Source organism: Xanthomonas sp. NCPPB 2586 (assembly GCF_041475775.2).
Taxonomy (GTDB): Bacteria; Pseudomonadota; Gammaproteobacteria; order Xanthomonadales; family Xanthomonadaceae; genus Xanthomonas; species Xanthomonas campestris.
On sequence record NZ_CM192981.1, the window covers coordinates 4,680,255 to 4,694,975 of the forward strand.

Sequence of the window (14,721 nt, forward strand, 5' to 3'; positions counted from 1 at the left end):
GGGTGGGCGCTTCCTTCGTGCGAGTCAAACCCCAGTGTTGCACGCGAGGTGTCGGGATCGGGTTACGAATGCGCCGGCAAACGCAGCAGTGGTGGCACCGTGTGTTCCAGCCGGCGGATCAGTTCCGGCTGCATGTAGGTGTAGTCGTCGGGAATCTGCAGGCAGGCCACACGGCAGTGCCGCAGGTGCGCAGCGAAGCGCCGGCGCAACAGCTGCAGATGGCGGCGCTCCATCACCAGCACCAAGTCGCTGTCGTGCAGCAGCTCGGGCGTGACCGGTTGTTCGGCATCGGGCGCCAGCCCGGCCGATTGCGTGAGCACATTCGGCCACTGCGCGAAGACGTGCTCGGCGGTAGGGCTGCGCAGCCGGTTGCGGCTGCACACGAACAGCACCCGCAACGGCGCAAAGGCGCGCTGGCTCAGCGGCCTTCGCGCAGAAAGCGCGCCATCGACGACACCCCCGGCAACGCCGGTTCGAACTGGCCCGCCACGTCGATGAAGCCGCGCATGATCGCAATCTCGCGCGGGGTGCGGTTGAGCGCGTCGCGGCGGTCCGAATCGGCGCCGGCACGCAACAGGCGCTGCACCAGCAGGGGCAGCCCATGCAGGGCCGCCAGATGCAGTGGGCCGAAGCCGCGTTGATCGGCCACGTCCAGCGCCACGTCTTCGTCGAGCAGGCGCTCCACACCGGCCAGTACGACCTGCTCGTCGCAGGCGGTGCCAGGTTCGGCGCGTGCGCCCAGCAACATCAGCAGCGGGCTGACCCGCCCGCCGGCCAGGTAATCCGGGTCGGCGCCGGCCAGCAGCAAGGTGTCCAGCAGCGCGAGCAGGCGGATCTTGTCGCGCGCGGTGAAGCCGTACAGTGCGGCGCAATGCAGCGCCGCCAGGCCCTGGTCGTCGTTGGCATGCACGTCGGCGCCAGCGGCGAGCAGGCGCGCCACGATGTCAGGCAGGCCCAGCGCACAGGCCAGCATCAGCACGGTGACGCCACCGGGCAGGCGGTGTTCGATCTGCGCGCCGGCCGCCAGCAGCGCCGCCACGATCTCGGTCTGGCGCATGCTCACCGCCGCCGACAATGGCGTGGCGCCGCTGTTGGCGGCACGCTGCGGGTCCGCGCCACGGCCGAGCAGATGGGTCACCACGGCCAGATGGCCGCTGCCGGCTGCACGCAGCAGTGCGGTGCAGCCCTGCGCGTCCACCGCATCGACCGGCAGGCCGAGGTCGATCAGGCGACGCACCGCATCGGTATCGCCGGTCATCGCCGCGGCCGGCACATCGGCCTCGCGCAGCGTGCGGCGTGGCAGCGACCAGATGCGCCAGTCCAGCCAACCGGCCAGATCGCGCCGGCCGATCGACAACGCCACGCCCAGCGGGGTCTGCCCGTCGGCGGCGCGCGCTTCCGGCGAGGCGCCCTGCTTGACCAGCAATTTGAGCGAGGCCTCGCGGCCCAGCGCGGTGGCCAGATGCAGCGCGGTCATGCCGTGGCTGTCGCGCGCTTCGCGGTCCACGCCGTGTTCGAGCAGCCACTGCTGCAGTCGCAACCACCCCAGGCGCACCGCCAGCGACAGCGGCGGGTCGCCAGCGGCCGACGGCGCGAACGGGTCGGCGCCGCGTTCCAGCAATTCCAGCGCGAACTGTTCCAGCCCGCGCGAGGCCGCGTCGTGCTGCACGCAGGCGCTGAGCAGGCGGGTCAGCCCGCCGGCACCGGCCGGCGAGACGCCGTGGCGCAGCAGCACCTGCAGCGCCGGTACCGCTTCGACACCACGCGAGAGCAGCGCGAACATCGGCACGTCGCCGCAGGCATCGCGCACCTCGGCATCCGCCCCGTGGCGCAGCAGCCAGTCGACCGCGTCGGCATTCAAGGCCAGGTGCGCGTCGTGCAGCAGGCCGCCCAATTCTTCCGGGCCGCACAGCCTTGCCAGTGCAACCAGGCCATCGCGCTGGCCCAGCTGCAGGCCTTCGCGCAACAGCACCAGCGGCGGGCGGTCCGGTAGTTGCGTGGTGGGACTGACACCGTCGCCCTGCGCGTCACTCACCGCCGAGGGCAGTAGATAGGCCGGATCGAGCAGGCGCACGATCGCCCAACGGCCTGCTTCGGCGGCCACATCCACGGCGCGGCGGCCGTGCATGTCCTGCGCATCGGCGGGGACGTCCAGCTCCAGCAGGCGACGGATCAGCGCTGGCGACACGGTGTCGGCAGCGCAGGCCAGCATCACCGCATTGCGGCCGTCGCCATCGATCGCCAGCACGTCGGTCTTGCGCGCCACCAGCCGCTCCAGCACCGCACTGCGGGCCTGGCGGGCGGCATCCAGCCACGGCGTGCGGCCGAGCAGGTCGCGCGCTTCCAGATTAGCGCCGGCCGCCAGCAGCGCCTCGACGATGTCGCCGTGCCCGGCCAGCGCGGCTTCGTGCAGCGCGCTGCGGCGCTGGCGGTCGCGCGCATCCACGCGCGCCTTGTGCTTGAGCAGCAGCTGAACGCCGGCCGGGTCGTCTTCCTCGGTCCCTGCGGCCGCCAGCAACACCGGCGCACCACCGGCCGGCTCGGACTGCGCGCCGCGTTCCAGCAGGAACTTGGCCAGGCGCCAATTGCCGACCTGGCAGGCCATTGCCAGCGGCGAGTGGCCTTCGTTATTCAGCGCATCCAGTTCGGCGGCGGCATCGCGCAGCAGCGCGGCCACGCCGGGGTCGGAACTGCGCACCGCGTGGTGCAGCGGCGTGTTGCCATCGTTGTCGGTGGCGCGCGGGTCGGCGCCGTTGGCCAGCAGCGTCATCACCGCATCCGGGCGGCCATGCCAGCTGTCGCGGGTGGCCGCCAGCAGCGGGGTCATGCCGCGGTGCGGCTGGTTCACATCTACGCGCCGGGTGATCAGTTCGCGCAACAGGCGCAGGTCCGGCAGCACGGCAGCCAGCGCCGGCAGGCTGCGTTGATCGCGCCATTCCGGCAGCGGCAGCGCCTGCGGGTCGGCGCCGGCCTCGAGCAGTTGCAGCGCCCGATCCACGCGCCCGCCGCGGGCGGCTTCATACAGCTCCGGCACCAGCTGGTGCTGGGCCACCGGTTCCAGCGGGCCGGGTTCGGCCGCGGCTTCGGAGAAGAAATCTGCGGCCTGGCGGGGCGCCAGCGTCTCGGTGCGCGCCGGCGGCACGGTGCGCTGCAGCAGCAGGTGGGCAGCTGGCAGCAACACGCTCGCGGCGACCGCCAGGCCCCAACGCAGCCCGCCGGACAGACCGCCCGGCCATGCCAGCGCCACGCCCAGCCCGCACACCGCCAGCACCAGGGCCGCGACCAGCAGGCCGCGCCAGGCGTGCAGTTCCTGCGTGGCCAATGCATGCCAGCGTGGCGTCAGCGGGCCGCCGTCGCGTTCCACCTCGCCCCACAGCGGCCAGGTGCGCCACAGCCCGAGCAACGCGGCGCTCACCGCCACACTGAGCGCCAGCGCGGCGGCCAGGCTGCCGCTGTCGCGCAGGGCGGTCAGCGGCCAAGTAATCAGCGCGCCCAGGGCGAGCAGCCCAACGCCCCACAGCGTCAGCAAAGGCGGCAGGCCTGGCAGCAGTGCGCGGGGGTGGGACGGCAACGCGCGGGTGCCGCGCAGCCAGGACACCGCCAGCGCGAAGGCCGGTTGCGCCAGCCACAGTGCCAGCGCGGCAACAACGCCGCCCACGCCGCCGAGCAGGGTGAGCACCACGCCGGCCGCAGCGGCCAGCCCCGCAGCGCGCAGCCGCGCGGCTCGCTGCGGCTCAGTCATAGTCGCACTCGCCCGCCAGCACCACCGTCTTCGGCAATTGCAGATAGAAGCCGTGGCTGGCCAGCGCCGCGCGCACGGTGTCCGCGTCGGCCTGCGCCAGGCGGCGCTCCGGCGTCAACGCCACGTCCAGCACGAACGCGAACGGCGCCAACCGCGCCTGCACGTCGGCGGGAATCACGGAGAAATCGTCACGCGTGGCGAGATAGACGAACGTGTCCTGCTTGCGTTGGCTTTTATAGACGTAGGCGTGCATGCGCGCGTGGTCGCGCTCTAGGTGATGTGGGTCGCAGGATTGTGTCCCAATTGCGGCCATGGCGAAAGCGCGGCACGCGCGGAAAATCCCAGTCGCGTCAGCCACATGACCGTCACGTTCAGTTGCGCCATCGACGGGTGGTCTACCCGCCACCGATATACTGCGGTCACTTTTTGCCAGCCAGACCACCGTGAGCCAAGCGCATCGTTCGTCCCAGATGGCCCCGGTCGCCATCACTGCCTTCACCGCCACTACTGCGCTCGGCGCCGGATTGGACGCCCAGGCCAGCGCGCTGCGCGAACGCCGCAGCGGCATGCGCCGCAACGATTTCGGCCCGCAGCCGCTGGAATGCTGGATCGGCCGGGTTGCCGGCGTGGAAGACGTGGTGCTGCCAGACGCGCTGCAAGGCTGGGACTGCCGCAACAACCAGTTGGCCTGGCTGGCCCTGCAACAGGACGGCATGGCCGCCGCCGTGCAGGCCGCCGCCCAGCGCTATGGCGCCGAGCGCGTGGCGGTGGTGATGGGCACGTCGACCTCCAGCGTGGGCGCCAGCGAAGAGGCCTACACGCGCCTGGTCGAAGACGCCCACGGCCTGCGCTTCCCGGACGACCTGCAGCGCCCGATCGTGCATACCCCGCATTCGCTGGGCGATTTCGTGCAGCACGCCACCGGCCTGCGCGGGCCGGCGATCACCGTGGCCACGGCGTGTTCGTCCAGCGCCAAGGTGTTCGCGCAGGCCGCGCGGTTGATGGCGGCCGGCGTGGTCGATGCGGCCGTGGTCGGCGGCGTGGACACCTTGTGCGGCAGCGTGTTGTTCGGCTTCAACTCGTTGCAGGTGGTGGCACCACAGCTGTGCCAGCCGTTCGACGCACGCCGGGTCGGCCTGAGCCTGGGCGAGGCCGGCGGCTTTGCCTTGCTCGAACGCCCCGCCGCCGCCCCGGACGCTGCGCAGTGGCTGTACGGCTATGGCGAATCCAGCGATGCCCACCACATGTCCGCCCCGCACCCGCAGGGCCTGGGCGCGCAGTTGGCGATGCGTGGCGCGCTGGACACCGCCGGGCTGGATGCCGCGGCGGTGGGCTATCTCAACCTGCACGGCACCGCCACGCCGGCCAACGACAGCGTCGAGGCGGCCGCGGTGGCGGCGATCTTCCCCGACACCCTGCATGCCAGTTCGACCAAGGCCTGGATGGGCCACACGCTGGGTGCGGCCGGCATCGTGGAGTCGGTGATTGCGCTGCTCGCGCTGCGCGACGGCCTGCTGCCGGGCACGCTCAACAGTGCGGTGCCCGATCCCGCCTGCGGCCCGCAGATCCGCTTCGATAACGCCCATTCCCGGATTCAGTACGCAATGAACAACTCCTTTGGCTTCGGCGGCAACAACTGCTCGCTGCTGTTCGGGCAGGCACGCTGATGTTGACGGCCACCATCGAAGGCATCGGTTTCTGGACCCAGGGCCTGCCCACCTGGGATGCCGCGGTCGCATTCGCGCATGGCGCTGACCTGCAGGACACCCCGGCCCGTCCGTCCCCGCAGTTGCTCGCCCCCAACGAGCGCCGGCGCGCGCCGGACACCGTGGCGGTGTCGCTGGACGCCGCGCTAGCCGCCTGCCACGCCGCTGGCCGCGACCCCACCACGCTGCCATCGGTGTTCACCTCCACCCACGGCGATCTGGCGATCACCGACTACATGTGCACCACCCTGGCCAGCGACCCAACGGCCATCTCGCCAACCAAGTTCCACAACTCGGTGCACAACGCCGCCGCCGGTTACTGGACCATCGGTGCCGGGGCGATGACCCCGACCACCGCGCTCAGCGCCGGCGCCGGCAGCTTCGCGCAGGGCCTGCTGGAGGCGCTGATGCAGCTGGGCGCCGGCGCCGATGCGGTGTTGCTGGTGGGCTACGACGCGCGCTCGATCGGGCCGCTGGGGCGGGTGTCGCCCAGCGAAGGCCTGCTTGGCGCCGCACTGGTGCTGGGTGCGCCCGGCCAGGCCGGCAAGCCGCAGCTGGCACTTCGCTTCGACGACGGCGTGCCCACGCCGGGCGATGGCCCGCTGGCGCGCCACATGGCCGCCAACGCCATGGCGCCGATGCTGCCGCTGTTCGACGCACTGGCCGCAGGCAGCACCCACACCGCGCTGTACGCCGGCCCGGGGCGCGTGCTGCAGGTGGAGGTGCAGCCATGAGCCGCATCCCGCTGAGCCGCGACGACACCGCCATCCTGGTGCCGGCCTTGAACGAGTCGCTGCGCATCCGCGAAGTGGTCAACGACGCGCTGACCTATTGCTCGCAGGTGATCGTGATCGACGACGGCTCCGATGACGGCACCGCCGATTGCATCGCCGATTTGCCGGTCACCCTGATCCGCCACCCGCAGCGCATGGGCAAGGGTGCCGCACTGCGCAGCGGCTTTGCCGAAGCCCAGCGGCAGGGCATGCGCGCGGTGATGACCATGGACGGCGATGGCCAGCACAAGGCCGCCGATTTCCCGCGCCTGCTGGCTGCGGCGAACCGCCACCCGGGCGCGGTGATCGTCGGCGCGCGCATGCGCAAGCGGGCCACCCAGCCCACCATCCGCCGCATCGGCAACGACTTCGGCGACTGGGGCATCGCCTGGGCCTGCGGCTTCCGGCTGGTCGACAGCCAAAGCGGCCAGCGCCTGTATCCGGCCTCGGTGTTCACCCTGCCCAACGTACCCGGCGAAGGCTTCGTGTTCGAAGCACAACTGCTGATCTCCGCCGCGCGCCAGGCCGGTGCACGCGTGGTCGCGGTGCCGATCGAAACCCGGTACGCGGGCACCTCGCCCGGCACCTTCCGCAAGAGCCATTTCCGGCTGGTTCGCGATCTGTGGAACATCACCTCGCACGTGGTCAAGCAGGTGTGGGCTTACGGCCACATCTGGCGCGAATACCGCCGCGTGCGCGCACACCCGGTGCTGATTGACGACCCGGACGGCGAATTTGCTACTGTGCCCGCGGTCACCAAGAGCAATCCATCCACATGAGTGCACAACGCGCAGATGTCGTGATCACCGGCGGTGGCCTGGCCGGCCTGAGCCTGGCGCTGCAGTTGCGCCAACGCGATCCGGCACTGGCCATCACCGTGCTGGAACGCCGCGCGCACCCGGTGCGCGAGGCGGCCTTCAAGGTCGGCGAATCGACCGTGGAGATTGGCGCGCATTACTTCGCCGATGTGCTCGGCCTGCGCGAACATCTGGAAGCGGAGCAGATCCGCAAGTTCGGTTTCCGCTTCTTCTTCTCCGACAAGCGCGACGACATCGACCGTTGCACCGAACTGGGCGTCAGCAAGATCCTGCCCACGCCGTCATGGCAGATCGACCGCGGCCGCTTCGAGAACTTCCTCGGCGAGCGCGCGCGCGCGCAAGGCATCGTGTTTCTGGATAGCTGCAGCGTCAAGGGCGTGGACCTGAGCGACGACGATGCCAGCGACCACAGCGTGCGCTACGAACGCGGCGGCGAAGCCGGCACGCTCAACGCACGCTGGGTGGTGGATGCCAGCGGCCGCGCCGGATTGCTCAAGCGCAAGCTGGGCCTGGCGCAGGACAACGCACACGACGCCAACGCGGTGTGGTGGCGGGTAGAAGGGCTGATCGACCCCAATGCCTGGTCGCAGGACAGCAGCTGGCTGCAGCGCTGCACGCCGCCGGACCGCTGGCGTTCGACCAATCACATGTGCGGGCCGGGTTACTGGTTCTGGCTGATTCCGCTGTCGTCCGGTGCGCATTCGCTGGGCATCGTCTGCGATGCGGCGATGCATCCGCTGGAAACAATGAACACCCATGACAAGGCGATGGCCTGGCTGCGCACGCATCAGCCGCAGGTTGCCGCCACCCTGGACCAGACCGATTACCGGCTGCAGGACTTCCTGTTCCTGCGCAACTTCTCGTACGGCTGCAAGCAGGTGTTTTCCACCCAGCGCTGGGCGCTCACCGGCGAGGCGGGCGTGTTTCTGGACCCGTTCTATTCGCCCGGCAGCGACTTCATCGCCATCTCCAACACCTACATCTGCGAACTGATCGGCCGCGACCGCGCCGGCCGCTCGCTCAGTCCCTACGTGGAGCTTTACGAGCAGCTGTATTTCTCGTTCTACGACAACACCTTGAGCCTGTATCAGGACCAGTACGCCTTGTTCGGCGATGCACAGGTGATGCCGGTCAAGGTGATCTGGGACTACACCTATTACTGGTCGTTGCTGGCGCCGCTGTTCTGCAGCGGGCGCATCGCCGACCTGGGCCTGCTGGCGCGCATGAAGGCGGACTTCTTCTATGCGCGCGACATGAATCTGGCCATGCAGCGCGTGCTGCATGACTGGGGCCAGCACAACACCGCGCTGGGCACGGTTACCGGTGACGGCCGCCTGCTCGATCAATACCTGATCGGCTGGTTCAATGAACTCAACGGCGCACTGCACGACACCCTGGACGACGAGGCATTTGCCGCGCGCATCCACGCCAACATCGCGCGCATGGCGGTGCTGGCCCGCGAGATCCTGGAACAGGCCCGCCAACGCCACCCCGCCCTGCCCGACCACGGCCTGGCCGCACTCACCGCCAACGCCGTCGGCGACCCTATCCTCACCGCCGCGTGGTATGCCGACGCGGCGTGACAACTACCCCTCTTTAAGTGACCGTTTTCGATAAAGAGAATTTACGTCAGCTTTAAACTGAGCATAAGAGGGGAGTTGGCAAATGGGTCCTTCTGCATCTATAGCAGAAACTAACCTAGCGCGCATTTTACCGAACAAGTTTTTAAACTTCTTAAGCTTGATTCCCTGTAGTTCGCTGCATTCACATAATGCATCTAGCAGGAGCCTTTTACTATCGACGACGTTCTCCAAAGCTTTAATTGCAGGTACGCAACCGATCTCACCGTAGCTAGCTTTTCCTGCCACCCTACTAATCGCCGTCATATCCACCAATAGCCACGTTTCAAGCATTTTCACTGGCACAACGGGAATCACGGCTTCCGGGTCGAAAATTCCGACGCAGGCATCCTGTATCTCCTGTCGCCTAGCTTTCAGACCCTTAGAATCAGCGTCTCGGTGCACAAATATCACGTCCGCGGATGGATACAGATCGCGTACAGCTAGCAACTTTTCTTTTACTGAATGACCGACATGAAACGGCAACCTTGATGGGTCAAAAGGTGTTCCACTAACCTCTGAGAAACCAGCATTTACCAACAATGTCTCAATGTGGTCAACCAAATTTAAATCTGATGCGCCTTCGCCAGTCAGCACAAACCTAATCTTCATACGGTGGCTTCCAGATTTATCGCTACACCGGTCGTTTTGAGGTTAAGAGATATCTGCCTATCAGGCGGCAATTCAAGATAAGAAATTATGGAGGCGCGATCAATTCCATTACCTTCCTCATCAGAGAATCTCCAGCTTTCGCGCAAACATTTACATCTTATAGTTGTAGCCGGCATTCCATTGGGACCTTTGACCTTAACCACATCTGCAAATATCAAATCATTCGGCTCTTCCAAAGAGACCAGGACAGGCGAGTGTGTTGCCACTACGATCTGCCTCATAGAGTTTGATTCAGACACCTCATCGTGAGGATCGACGGACAGTTCTTTCAACAATGCCAACATTGCTCCAACTCGTGCAGGATGAATCCCATTTTCGGGCTCCTCGAAGCACAAAACACCATTAAAATCAGGATCTTCCGCAATTATTGAGAGTGCTAAGAATCTCAAAGTTCCATCAGAAAGTGCGCGAGCAGGTAAAAACGCGCCGCTCCTTTCTTTGACCTCGACGGATAAAAGCTGACGGACCTGATCTACATCTACTCGAATGTCAGAGGTGGGCACAATTTCGGATAGTCGACTTGCTACACGGGTGTAAACAGAGGGATCTTTCCTGTGTAGCTTGTAAAGTGCCGCCCCTAGGCGCCCGCCCCCTGAACTGACCGCACCTTCTTCGTGTATTTTATTAGAGCGTCGCATCGCGCTTGGCTCGAGCGACAGAAACCGCCAAGACTGCATCTCGCGCCTAGCCGCAAGAATTGTGGGCCAGACGCCGCTATTAGTGTTGGACACCACCGTCTTAGGCGCATTCCTCGCAGGGAACTTCTGCGGCTGCCCGCTACTTCCTCCATCCTGATGGAGATGGATCTCAACAATTCCATCACGATCCTGATGCGTGGAGATAAAACCTGCACCTTTTCGTTTGTTAATTACAATATTTTCCCTAAACTTTGCCGCACTCATAGGAAAGCGCAACCGATCTACAGCCTCTCCTTTATTAATGTGAATCAAAGTTTCTTTAACTAGATGCAAGCCAAGAGAGCCAGACTCTCGCTCGCCATCATCTCTCGCTAGCTCGACCTCGTAACGCAAGAAAGTTGAAGTTGCTTTTGCACGACGTCCGAAATCATCAATAACGTCGACAGGGACAATCATTTCAACGGCAAGAGAAAGGCGCTCGGATCGAAATTCGCCATTTGTCCAAAAAATATCAAGTGGATCAGTGGAATCAGACTCTCTAACTTCTAAAGCAGCCTCCACTATTGATTTATCTGCTAAAAGAGATAAAAACTTTATTGAGTCAAATATATTTGACTTACCAACCCCATTGAGCCCCGCAACGCAGTTAAAAGGCCCGAAGTTTACTGAAAATCCCAGGAGGTTTTTAAAGCAATTTACTTCAAGCCGCGTTAACATTTAACAGCGCTCCTAAATATGATAAGCATACCTGAGAAAATTCAGCCCATGCCGCCGTTGATGCCAATTATCTGGCCGTTGATGTAACCAGCCACATCCGAGCACAGGAACGCCACCAGCGCGGCAACTTCGTCGGGTTTGCCAACGCGGCCAGCCGGCACCATCTGCTTGATCAGTTCCGGCGCGAAACTGTCGCCGACCATCTCGCTTTCGATCACGCCCGGTGCGACCACGTTGACAGCGATGCCGCGGCTGGCCATCTCGCGCGAAAGCGATTTACTGGCGCCGTGCAGCGCGGCCTTGGCAGCGGCGTAATTGGTCTGACCGCGATTGCCCAGCACCGCCGCCACCGACGACACGCTGACGATGCGGCCCCAGCGCGCGCGCGCCATCGGCAGCAGCAGCGGTTGGGTGACATTGAAGAAACCGTGCAGCGACACATCGATGACCCGATGCCACTGTTGCGCGTTCATGCCGGCCATCGGCGCATCGTCGTGGATGCCGGCGTTGTTGACCACGATGTGGATCGGCCCGGCCTCCAGCAACGCCGCCAATGCATCCGCACTGGCCTGCGCATCGGCCACATCGAAGGCGACCGCTTCGGCACTGCCGCCCGCGGCCACGATGGACGCCACCACTTCCTCGGCCCGGGCGAGATTGCGATTGGCATGCACAATGACGTGCCGGCCCTGCGCGGCCAGCTGACGGCAGATCGCACCGCCAAGATCGCCGCTACCGCCGGTGACCAGCGCACGGCGCTGTGGAACAGATGTGCTCATGGAAACCTCGTCGGGGCCGCAATTGGCAGCAGCAAGCGCACCATCCTAGCGATTCACAAGCGTCGCCGGAACCGCCGCCCTACGTAGGAGCGCGCTTGCGCGCGATGATGCTTCCCCGCGAATGCCTATCGTGCGCGAGCGCGCTCCTACGCGAATAAGAGCAGCGATCGATTAGGCCTGCGCGGCGCCCAACATCACCGTGGCGCGCCCTTCGGCCAGCAGCTGCTCGCCGTGGGTCAGCCGGAAGCTGTATTGCTGGCTGTCCTCGCCCTGCAGCAACACCTGCGCTTCGCAGGTGATCGCATCGGGCAGGTCATCGAGATAGGCCACGTGCAACTCCACGCCGCGTAGCGCCACCAGCATGCCCGGGCGCACCGGTTTGCCCGATGCCTGCCCCAGCAACCCACCGTGCACCGCCATCGCCTGCGCGCCGTATTCGCACAGATGCAGCGCACGCAGGCGGCCATCGGCACGCAATGGGTGCTCGGCGCTGTGATGCGCGCGGCTCTGCACCACGATACGCTGCGCGTCCCAGTCCAGCACCGCTTCCCACAGGCACATGGCGCCCTGGTGCGGAATCAGCGCCGCAATCGCCTCACGTCCGAGCATCGGTCACCTCGCCTGCGGTGCGCTCCAGCGCCGGCTCACGCGACACCAGCAACGCCAGGATGAAATTGAACAGCACGCCCAGTGCGACCGTGCTGCCAATGGCGCGCAACACCGGGATGCTGGAGGCCGCCAGCAACGCGAACACCAGCAGCGTCATCAGGCTGCAGACGATCAGCGCGTGCAAGGTGCGCAATTGATCGGCGTGATCATCGCCGGCATGGTCGAAGAACAGCGCGTAATCCAGGCCCAGCCCCGCGGCAAGGATCAGCGCGATCAGGTGGAACAGGTTGAGCTCCACGCCCATGCCGCGCAGGATCGCCAGAATAAGCACGGTGGTCAGCGCCATCGGCAGCAACACGCGCACGATACGACGCGGGCTGCGCAGCGCAATCGCCACCGTCGCTGCCAGCAACAACGCGGCCAGCAGCAGCGCACCGAGTACGCGCCCACGGTAGGCGGCGACCAGCGATTCGGACGCCTCCTTCAGATCGAGCAGCTGCGCGCCGCTGCCTTGCACGGCGCTGGCGATGACGGCCGGATCGCGCAGGCCGGTGAGCGATACCAGCGCGGTGCTGCGATCGCTACGCCCCAGCAACAGCCCGCCGACCGACGTCGCCAGCGGCGAGCCGGCCAGATCCTTCGGCGCCAGCGGCGCGGCCTGCTTGGCGGTCTGCAGATCCTGCAGGAACGGGGCAAACACATCGCTGCGAAACGGCGTGGCTGCCACCGCTTGCTGCAGCAGCGCGCTGGCCTGGGCTGCATCGGGCAACGCGGCCTGGCGTGCCTGCTGAGTCTTGGCGCTGGGCAAATACCGCGCCGCCATGTCGTAACCGGCCAAGGCACCCTCACGCACCAACGCATCCAGACGCGGGCGCAAACGCTCGCTGGCCTGCAGCGCGGCTTCGTCCGATGGCGCGGACAGCGCCAGCACATACCGCACATCCGGTGCGCCCAGTTCCTGGCGCAAATGGGTGTCCTGCGCCAGCGCCTTGGGCGGTACGGGAGTGAGTTTGGACAAGTCGTTCTGCCAGAACTGCCCGGGCGCGAAGGCAATCACCGCGATGCCGACCACCGCAATCACCGCCAGGCTGATGCGCGGGCGTCGCAGCCGCGCAATCGCGCGCCACAGCGTGGCCAGCAGGCGCGAATCGGCATAGTCGCGCGGCGCCGGATCGATCAACCACGGCAGCAGCCAACGCGTGGTGGCCGCCGCAGTGGCCAGGCCGGCGATGGTGAACACCGCCAGCTGGCGCAGGCCGTCCACACCGGAAAACAGGAAGGTCACATACGCAATGCAGGTGGACACCACGCCGGTGGCCAGCGTGGGCCACAGATGCCGCGCGTTGGCGCGTGGATCCAGGCCCGGGCGTTGATGACTGAACAGGTGAATCGGGTAGTCCTGCACCACGCCGATCAAGGTGAAACCAAAGGCCACGGTGATGCCGTGCACGCCTTCGAACAGCAGCGCCACTGCGCCCAGGCCTGCCAGCCCGGCGCTGGCCAGCGGCAGCACGCCGAGCACCGGAATCTTCCAGCTGCGGTAGGCCACCAGCAGCAACAGCACCAGACCCACCGTGTCCAGCGTGCCGATCCACTGCGCCTCGCCCTGCGTGCGCGCGGTGATCTCCACCGCGAACGCACCCGGGCCGGTCAGCGTCATCCGCGTGGCGGTGCCGGCGCTGACCTTGGCAAAGGCCGCCTGCACGGCGTCGTAGGCCAGTTGCTGGCCGGTCGGGTCGAAGCCGGCGGCACGCGTCTGCACCACCAGCAGCGCCGAGGTGCCGGCACGGTCGAACCAGACCTCATCGTGTGTCTGCGGCGCGGCGGCTGGCTGCAAGGTTTCGGCCAGATGCAGCACTTCCAGCGTAGGGTCACGCGGCAGCAGCGGTTCCACCATCGCGCCGGCGGGCGAACCCAGATCCTGCACGCGCGCCTGCAGCGCCGTCTCCAGCGCAGCGGCATCCAGGGGTGCGGCATCGAAGCTGTCGCTGAGCAGGTAGCGGTACGGCAGCAGGCGCTGCGGAATCGCCTCCAGGCCAGCGCTACCGCCATTGCCGACCAGCTCGAACAGGTCCGGCTGCGCGGCCAGTGTGCGATACAGCGCGCGCGACTGCGCCGCCAAGGTCGCCGGGTCGCTGTTGGATAGCGACATCAACAACAGCCGCGAGCCAGGGCCTTCGCCGAGTTCTTCGATCAACAGCTTCTGCGCCGGCGTGCGCGGAGCGGGCATGAATTTACGCAGGTCACCGGAGACCTTGAGCGTTTCGCTCAACCAGAAACCAGCCACCGCCAGCAGCGCCAACCACAGCAGCGCCAAGCCGATGCGCCGGTTGGCATTTAACTCAAACGCCATGTGCCAGCTCCCGCTGCGTGGCCGAACGTGCACTGGCCGCACGCGCGGCATCGGGCAGCAACAGTGCTTTCAGTTTGCTGAGAGCGGGCATGAACTTCCTTAAATCGCCCGACACCTTGAGCGTTTCGCTCAACCAGAAACCGGCTATTGCCAGCAGCGCCAGCCACAGCAGCGCCAAGCCGATGCGCCGGTTGGCATTCAACTCAAACGCCATGTGCCAGCTCCCATGTCATGGCACCACGTGCACCGGCCGGGTGCGACATCAAGAGGTGCTGGCGCTGTGCGCTGCCGATGG

Annotated in this window: 13 protein-coding genes; 4 read left to right on the forward strand and 9 right to left on the reverse strand. The window is 66.1% G+C overall.

The window, feature by feature from the left end; translation table 11 throughout:
* Nucleotides 1–62: 62 nt before the first annotated feature.
* From ACCQ09_RS20635 to ACCQ09_RS20645, 3 genes are read right to left on the reverse strand one after another with little or no spacing between them, the layout of a single operon-like run.
* Nucleotides 63–392: a low molecular weight protein tyrosine phosphatase family protein gene (locus ACCQ09_RS20635; protein WP_014506165.1), complete on the reverse strand. Its 330-nt coding sequence runs from the start codon at nt 390–392 to the stop codon at nt 63–65.
* 26 nt (nt 393–418) lie between these two features.
* Nucleotides 419–3,742, reverse strand: coding sequence for an ankyrin repeat domain-containing protein (locus tag ACCQ09_RS20640; protein ID WP_014506164.1), 3,324 nt, complete (start codon nt 3,740–3,742; stop codon nt 419–421).
* Complete coding sequence (locus ACCQ09_RS20645) at nt 3,735–3,995, reverse strand: YcgL domain-containing protein (RefSeq protein ID WP_011270071.1); 261 nt, start codon at nt 3,993–3,995, stop codon at nt 3,735–3,737. The genes ACCQ09_RS20640 and ACCQ09_RS20645 overlap by 8 nt, the downstream gene beginning before the upstream one ends.
* 217 nt (nt 3,996–4,212) lie before the next feature.
* Between ACCQ09_RS20645 and ACCQ09_RS20650 the strand changes: the two genes are divergently transcribed.
* From ACCQ09_RS20650 to ACCQ09_RS20665, 4 genes are read left to right on the forward strand one after another with little or no spacing between them, the layout of a single operon-like run.
* Nucleotides 4,213–5,409, forward strand: a complete 1,197-nt coding sequence (locus tag ACCQ09_RS20650) for a beta-ketoacyl-[acyl-carrier-protein] synthase family protein (protein ID WP_011270072.1) — start codon at nt 4,213–4,215, stop codon at nt 5,407–5,409.
* Nucleotides 5,409–6,182, forward strand: coding sequence for a beta-ketoacyl synthase chain length factor (locus ACCQ09_RS20655; RefSeq protein ID WP_040942044.1), 774 nt, complete (start codon nt 5,409–5,411; stop codon nt 6,180–6,182). Before ACCQ09_RS20650 ends, ACCQ09_RS20655 begins: the two co-directional genes overlap by 1 nt.
* Nucleotides 6,179–7,000 (forward strand): glycosyltransferase family 2 protein, encoded by an 822-nt coding sequence (locus ACCQ09_RS20660; protein ID WP_012439553.1) that lies wholly within the window; start codon nt 6,179–6,181, stop codon nt 6,998–7,000. Before ACCQ09_RS20655 ends, ACCQ09_RS20660 begins: the two co-directional genes overlap by 4 nt.
* Complete coding sequence (locus ACCQ09_RS20665; protein ID WP_040942045.1) at nt 6,997–8,622, forward strand: NAD(P)/FAD-dependent oxidoreductase; 1,626 nt, start codon at nt 6,997–6,999, stop codon at nt 8,620–8,622. Before ACCQ09_RS20660 ends, ACCQ09_RS20665 begins: the two co-directional genes overlap by 4 nt.
* A 3-nt stretch (nt 8,623–8,625) precedes the next feature.
* Here the strand turns inward: ACCQ09_RS20665 and ACCQ09_RS20670 are convergent, their stop codons facing one another.
* The 6 genes from ACCQ09_RS20670 to ACCQ09_RS20695 form a co-directional block, all read right to left on the reverse strand.
* Nucleotides 8,626–9,270 carry a hypothetical protein gene (locus ACCQ09_RS20670; RefSeq protein ID WP_012439555.1) on the reverse strand — a complete coding sequence of 215 codons (645 nt, stop codon included), beginning with the start codon at nt 9,268–9,270 and terminating at the stop codon, nt 8,626–8,628.
* Complete coding sequence (locus tag ACCQ09_RS20675; RefSeq protein WP_040942046.1) at nt 9,267–10,685, reverse strand: AAA family ATPase; 1,419 nt, start codon at nt 10,683–10,685, stop codon at nt 9,267–9,269. The genes ACCQ09_RS20670 and ACCQ09_RS20675 overlap by 4 nt, the downstream gene beginning before the upstream one ends.
* 41 nt (nt 10,686–10,726) lie before the next feature.
* The gene (gene fabG / locus ACCQ09_RS20680; RefSeq protein WP_040942047.1) at nt 10,727–11,464 is read right to left on the reverse strand and encodes a 3-oxoacyl-ACP reductase FabG; all 738 of its coding nucleotides are present in this window, start codon (nt 11,462–11,464) and stop codon (nt 10,727–10,729) included.
* Between the two features lie 171 nt (nt 11,465–11,635).
* The gene (locus ACCQ09_RS20685) at nt 11,636–12,073 is read right to left on the reverse strand and encodes a hotdog family protein (protein ID WP_040942048.1); all 438 of its coding nucleotides are present in this window, start codon (nt 12,071–12,073) and stop codon (nt 11,636–11,638) included.
* Nucleotides 12,060–14,426, reverse strand: coding sequence for an MMPL family transporter (locus tag ACCQ09_RS20690; protein WP_011039076.1), 2,367 nt, complete (start codon nt 14,424–14,426; stop codon nt 12,060–12,062). Before ACCQ09_RS20690 ends, ACCQ09_RS20685 begins: the two co-directional genes overlap by 14 nt.
* Nucleotides 14,416–14,640, reverse strand: a complete 225-nt coding sequence (locus ACCQ09_RS20695; protein ID WP_040942050.1) for a hypothetical protein — start codon at nt 14,638–14,640, stop codon at nt 14,416–14,418. Before ACCQ09_RS20695 ends, ACCQ09_RS20690 begins: the two co-directional genes overlap by 11 nt.
* Nucleotides 14,641–14,721 lie beyond the last annotated feature (81 nt).

Coding starts and splice junctions, on each gene's coding strand:
- ACCQ09_RS20640 (WP_014506164.1), bottom strand. CDS start 3,742: ATGACTGAGCCGCAGCGAGCCGCGCGGCTGCGCGCTGCGGGGCTGGCC.
- ACCQ09_RS20645 (WP_011270071.1), bottom strand. CDS start 3,995: ATGCACGCCTACGTCTATAAAAGCCAACGCAAGCAGGACACGTTCGTC.
- ACCQ09_RS20650 (WP_011270072.1), top strand. CDS start 4,213: ATGGCCCCGGTCGCCATCACTGCCTTCACCGCCACTACTGCGCTCGGC.
- ACCQ09_RS20655 (WP_040942044.1), top strand. CDS start 5,409: ATGTTGACGGCCACCATCGAAGGCATCGGTTTCTGGACCCAGGGCCTG.
- ACCQ09_RS20660 (WP_012439553.1), top strand. CDS start 6,179: ATGAGCCGCATCCCGCTGAGCCGCGACGACACCGCCATCCTGGTGCCG.
- ACCQ09_RS20665 (WP_040942045.1), top strand. CDS start 6,997: ATGAGTGCACAACGCGCAGATGTCGTGATCACCGGCGGTGGCCTGGCC.
- ACCQ09_RS20670 (WP_012439555.1), bottom strand. CDS start 9,270: ATGAAGATTAGGTTTGTGCTGACTGGCGAAGGCGCATCAGATTTAAAT.
- ACCQ09_RS20675 (WP_040942046.1), bottom strand. CDS start 10,685: ATGTTAACGCGGCTTGAAGTAAATTGCTTTAAAAACCTCCTGGGATTT.
- fabG (WP_040942047.1), bottom strand. CDS start 11,464: ATGAGCACATCTGTTCCACAGCGCCGTGCGCTGGTCACCGGCGGTAGC.
- ACCQ09_RS20685 (WP_040942048.1), bottom strand. CDS start 12,073: ATGCTCGGACGTGAGGCGATTGCGGCGCTGATTCCGCACCAGGGCGCC.
- ACCQ09_RS20690 (WP_011039076.1), bottom strand. CDS start 14,426: ATGGCGTTTGAGTTAAATGCCAACCGGCGCATCGGCTTGGCGCTGCTG.
- ACCQ09_RS20695 (WP_040942050.1), bottom strand. CDS start 14,640: ATGGCGTTTGAGTTGAATGCCAACCGGCGCATCGGCTTGGCGCTGCTG.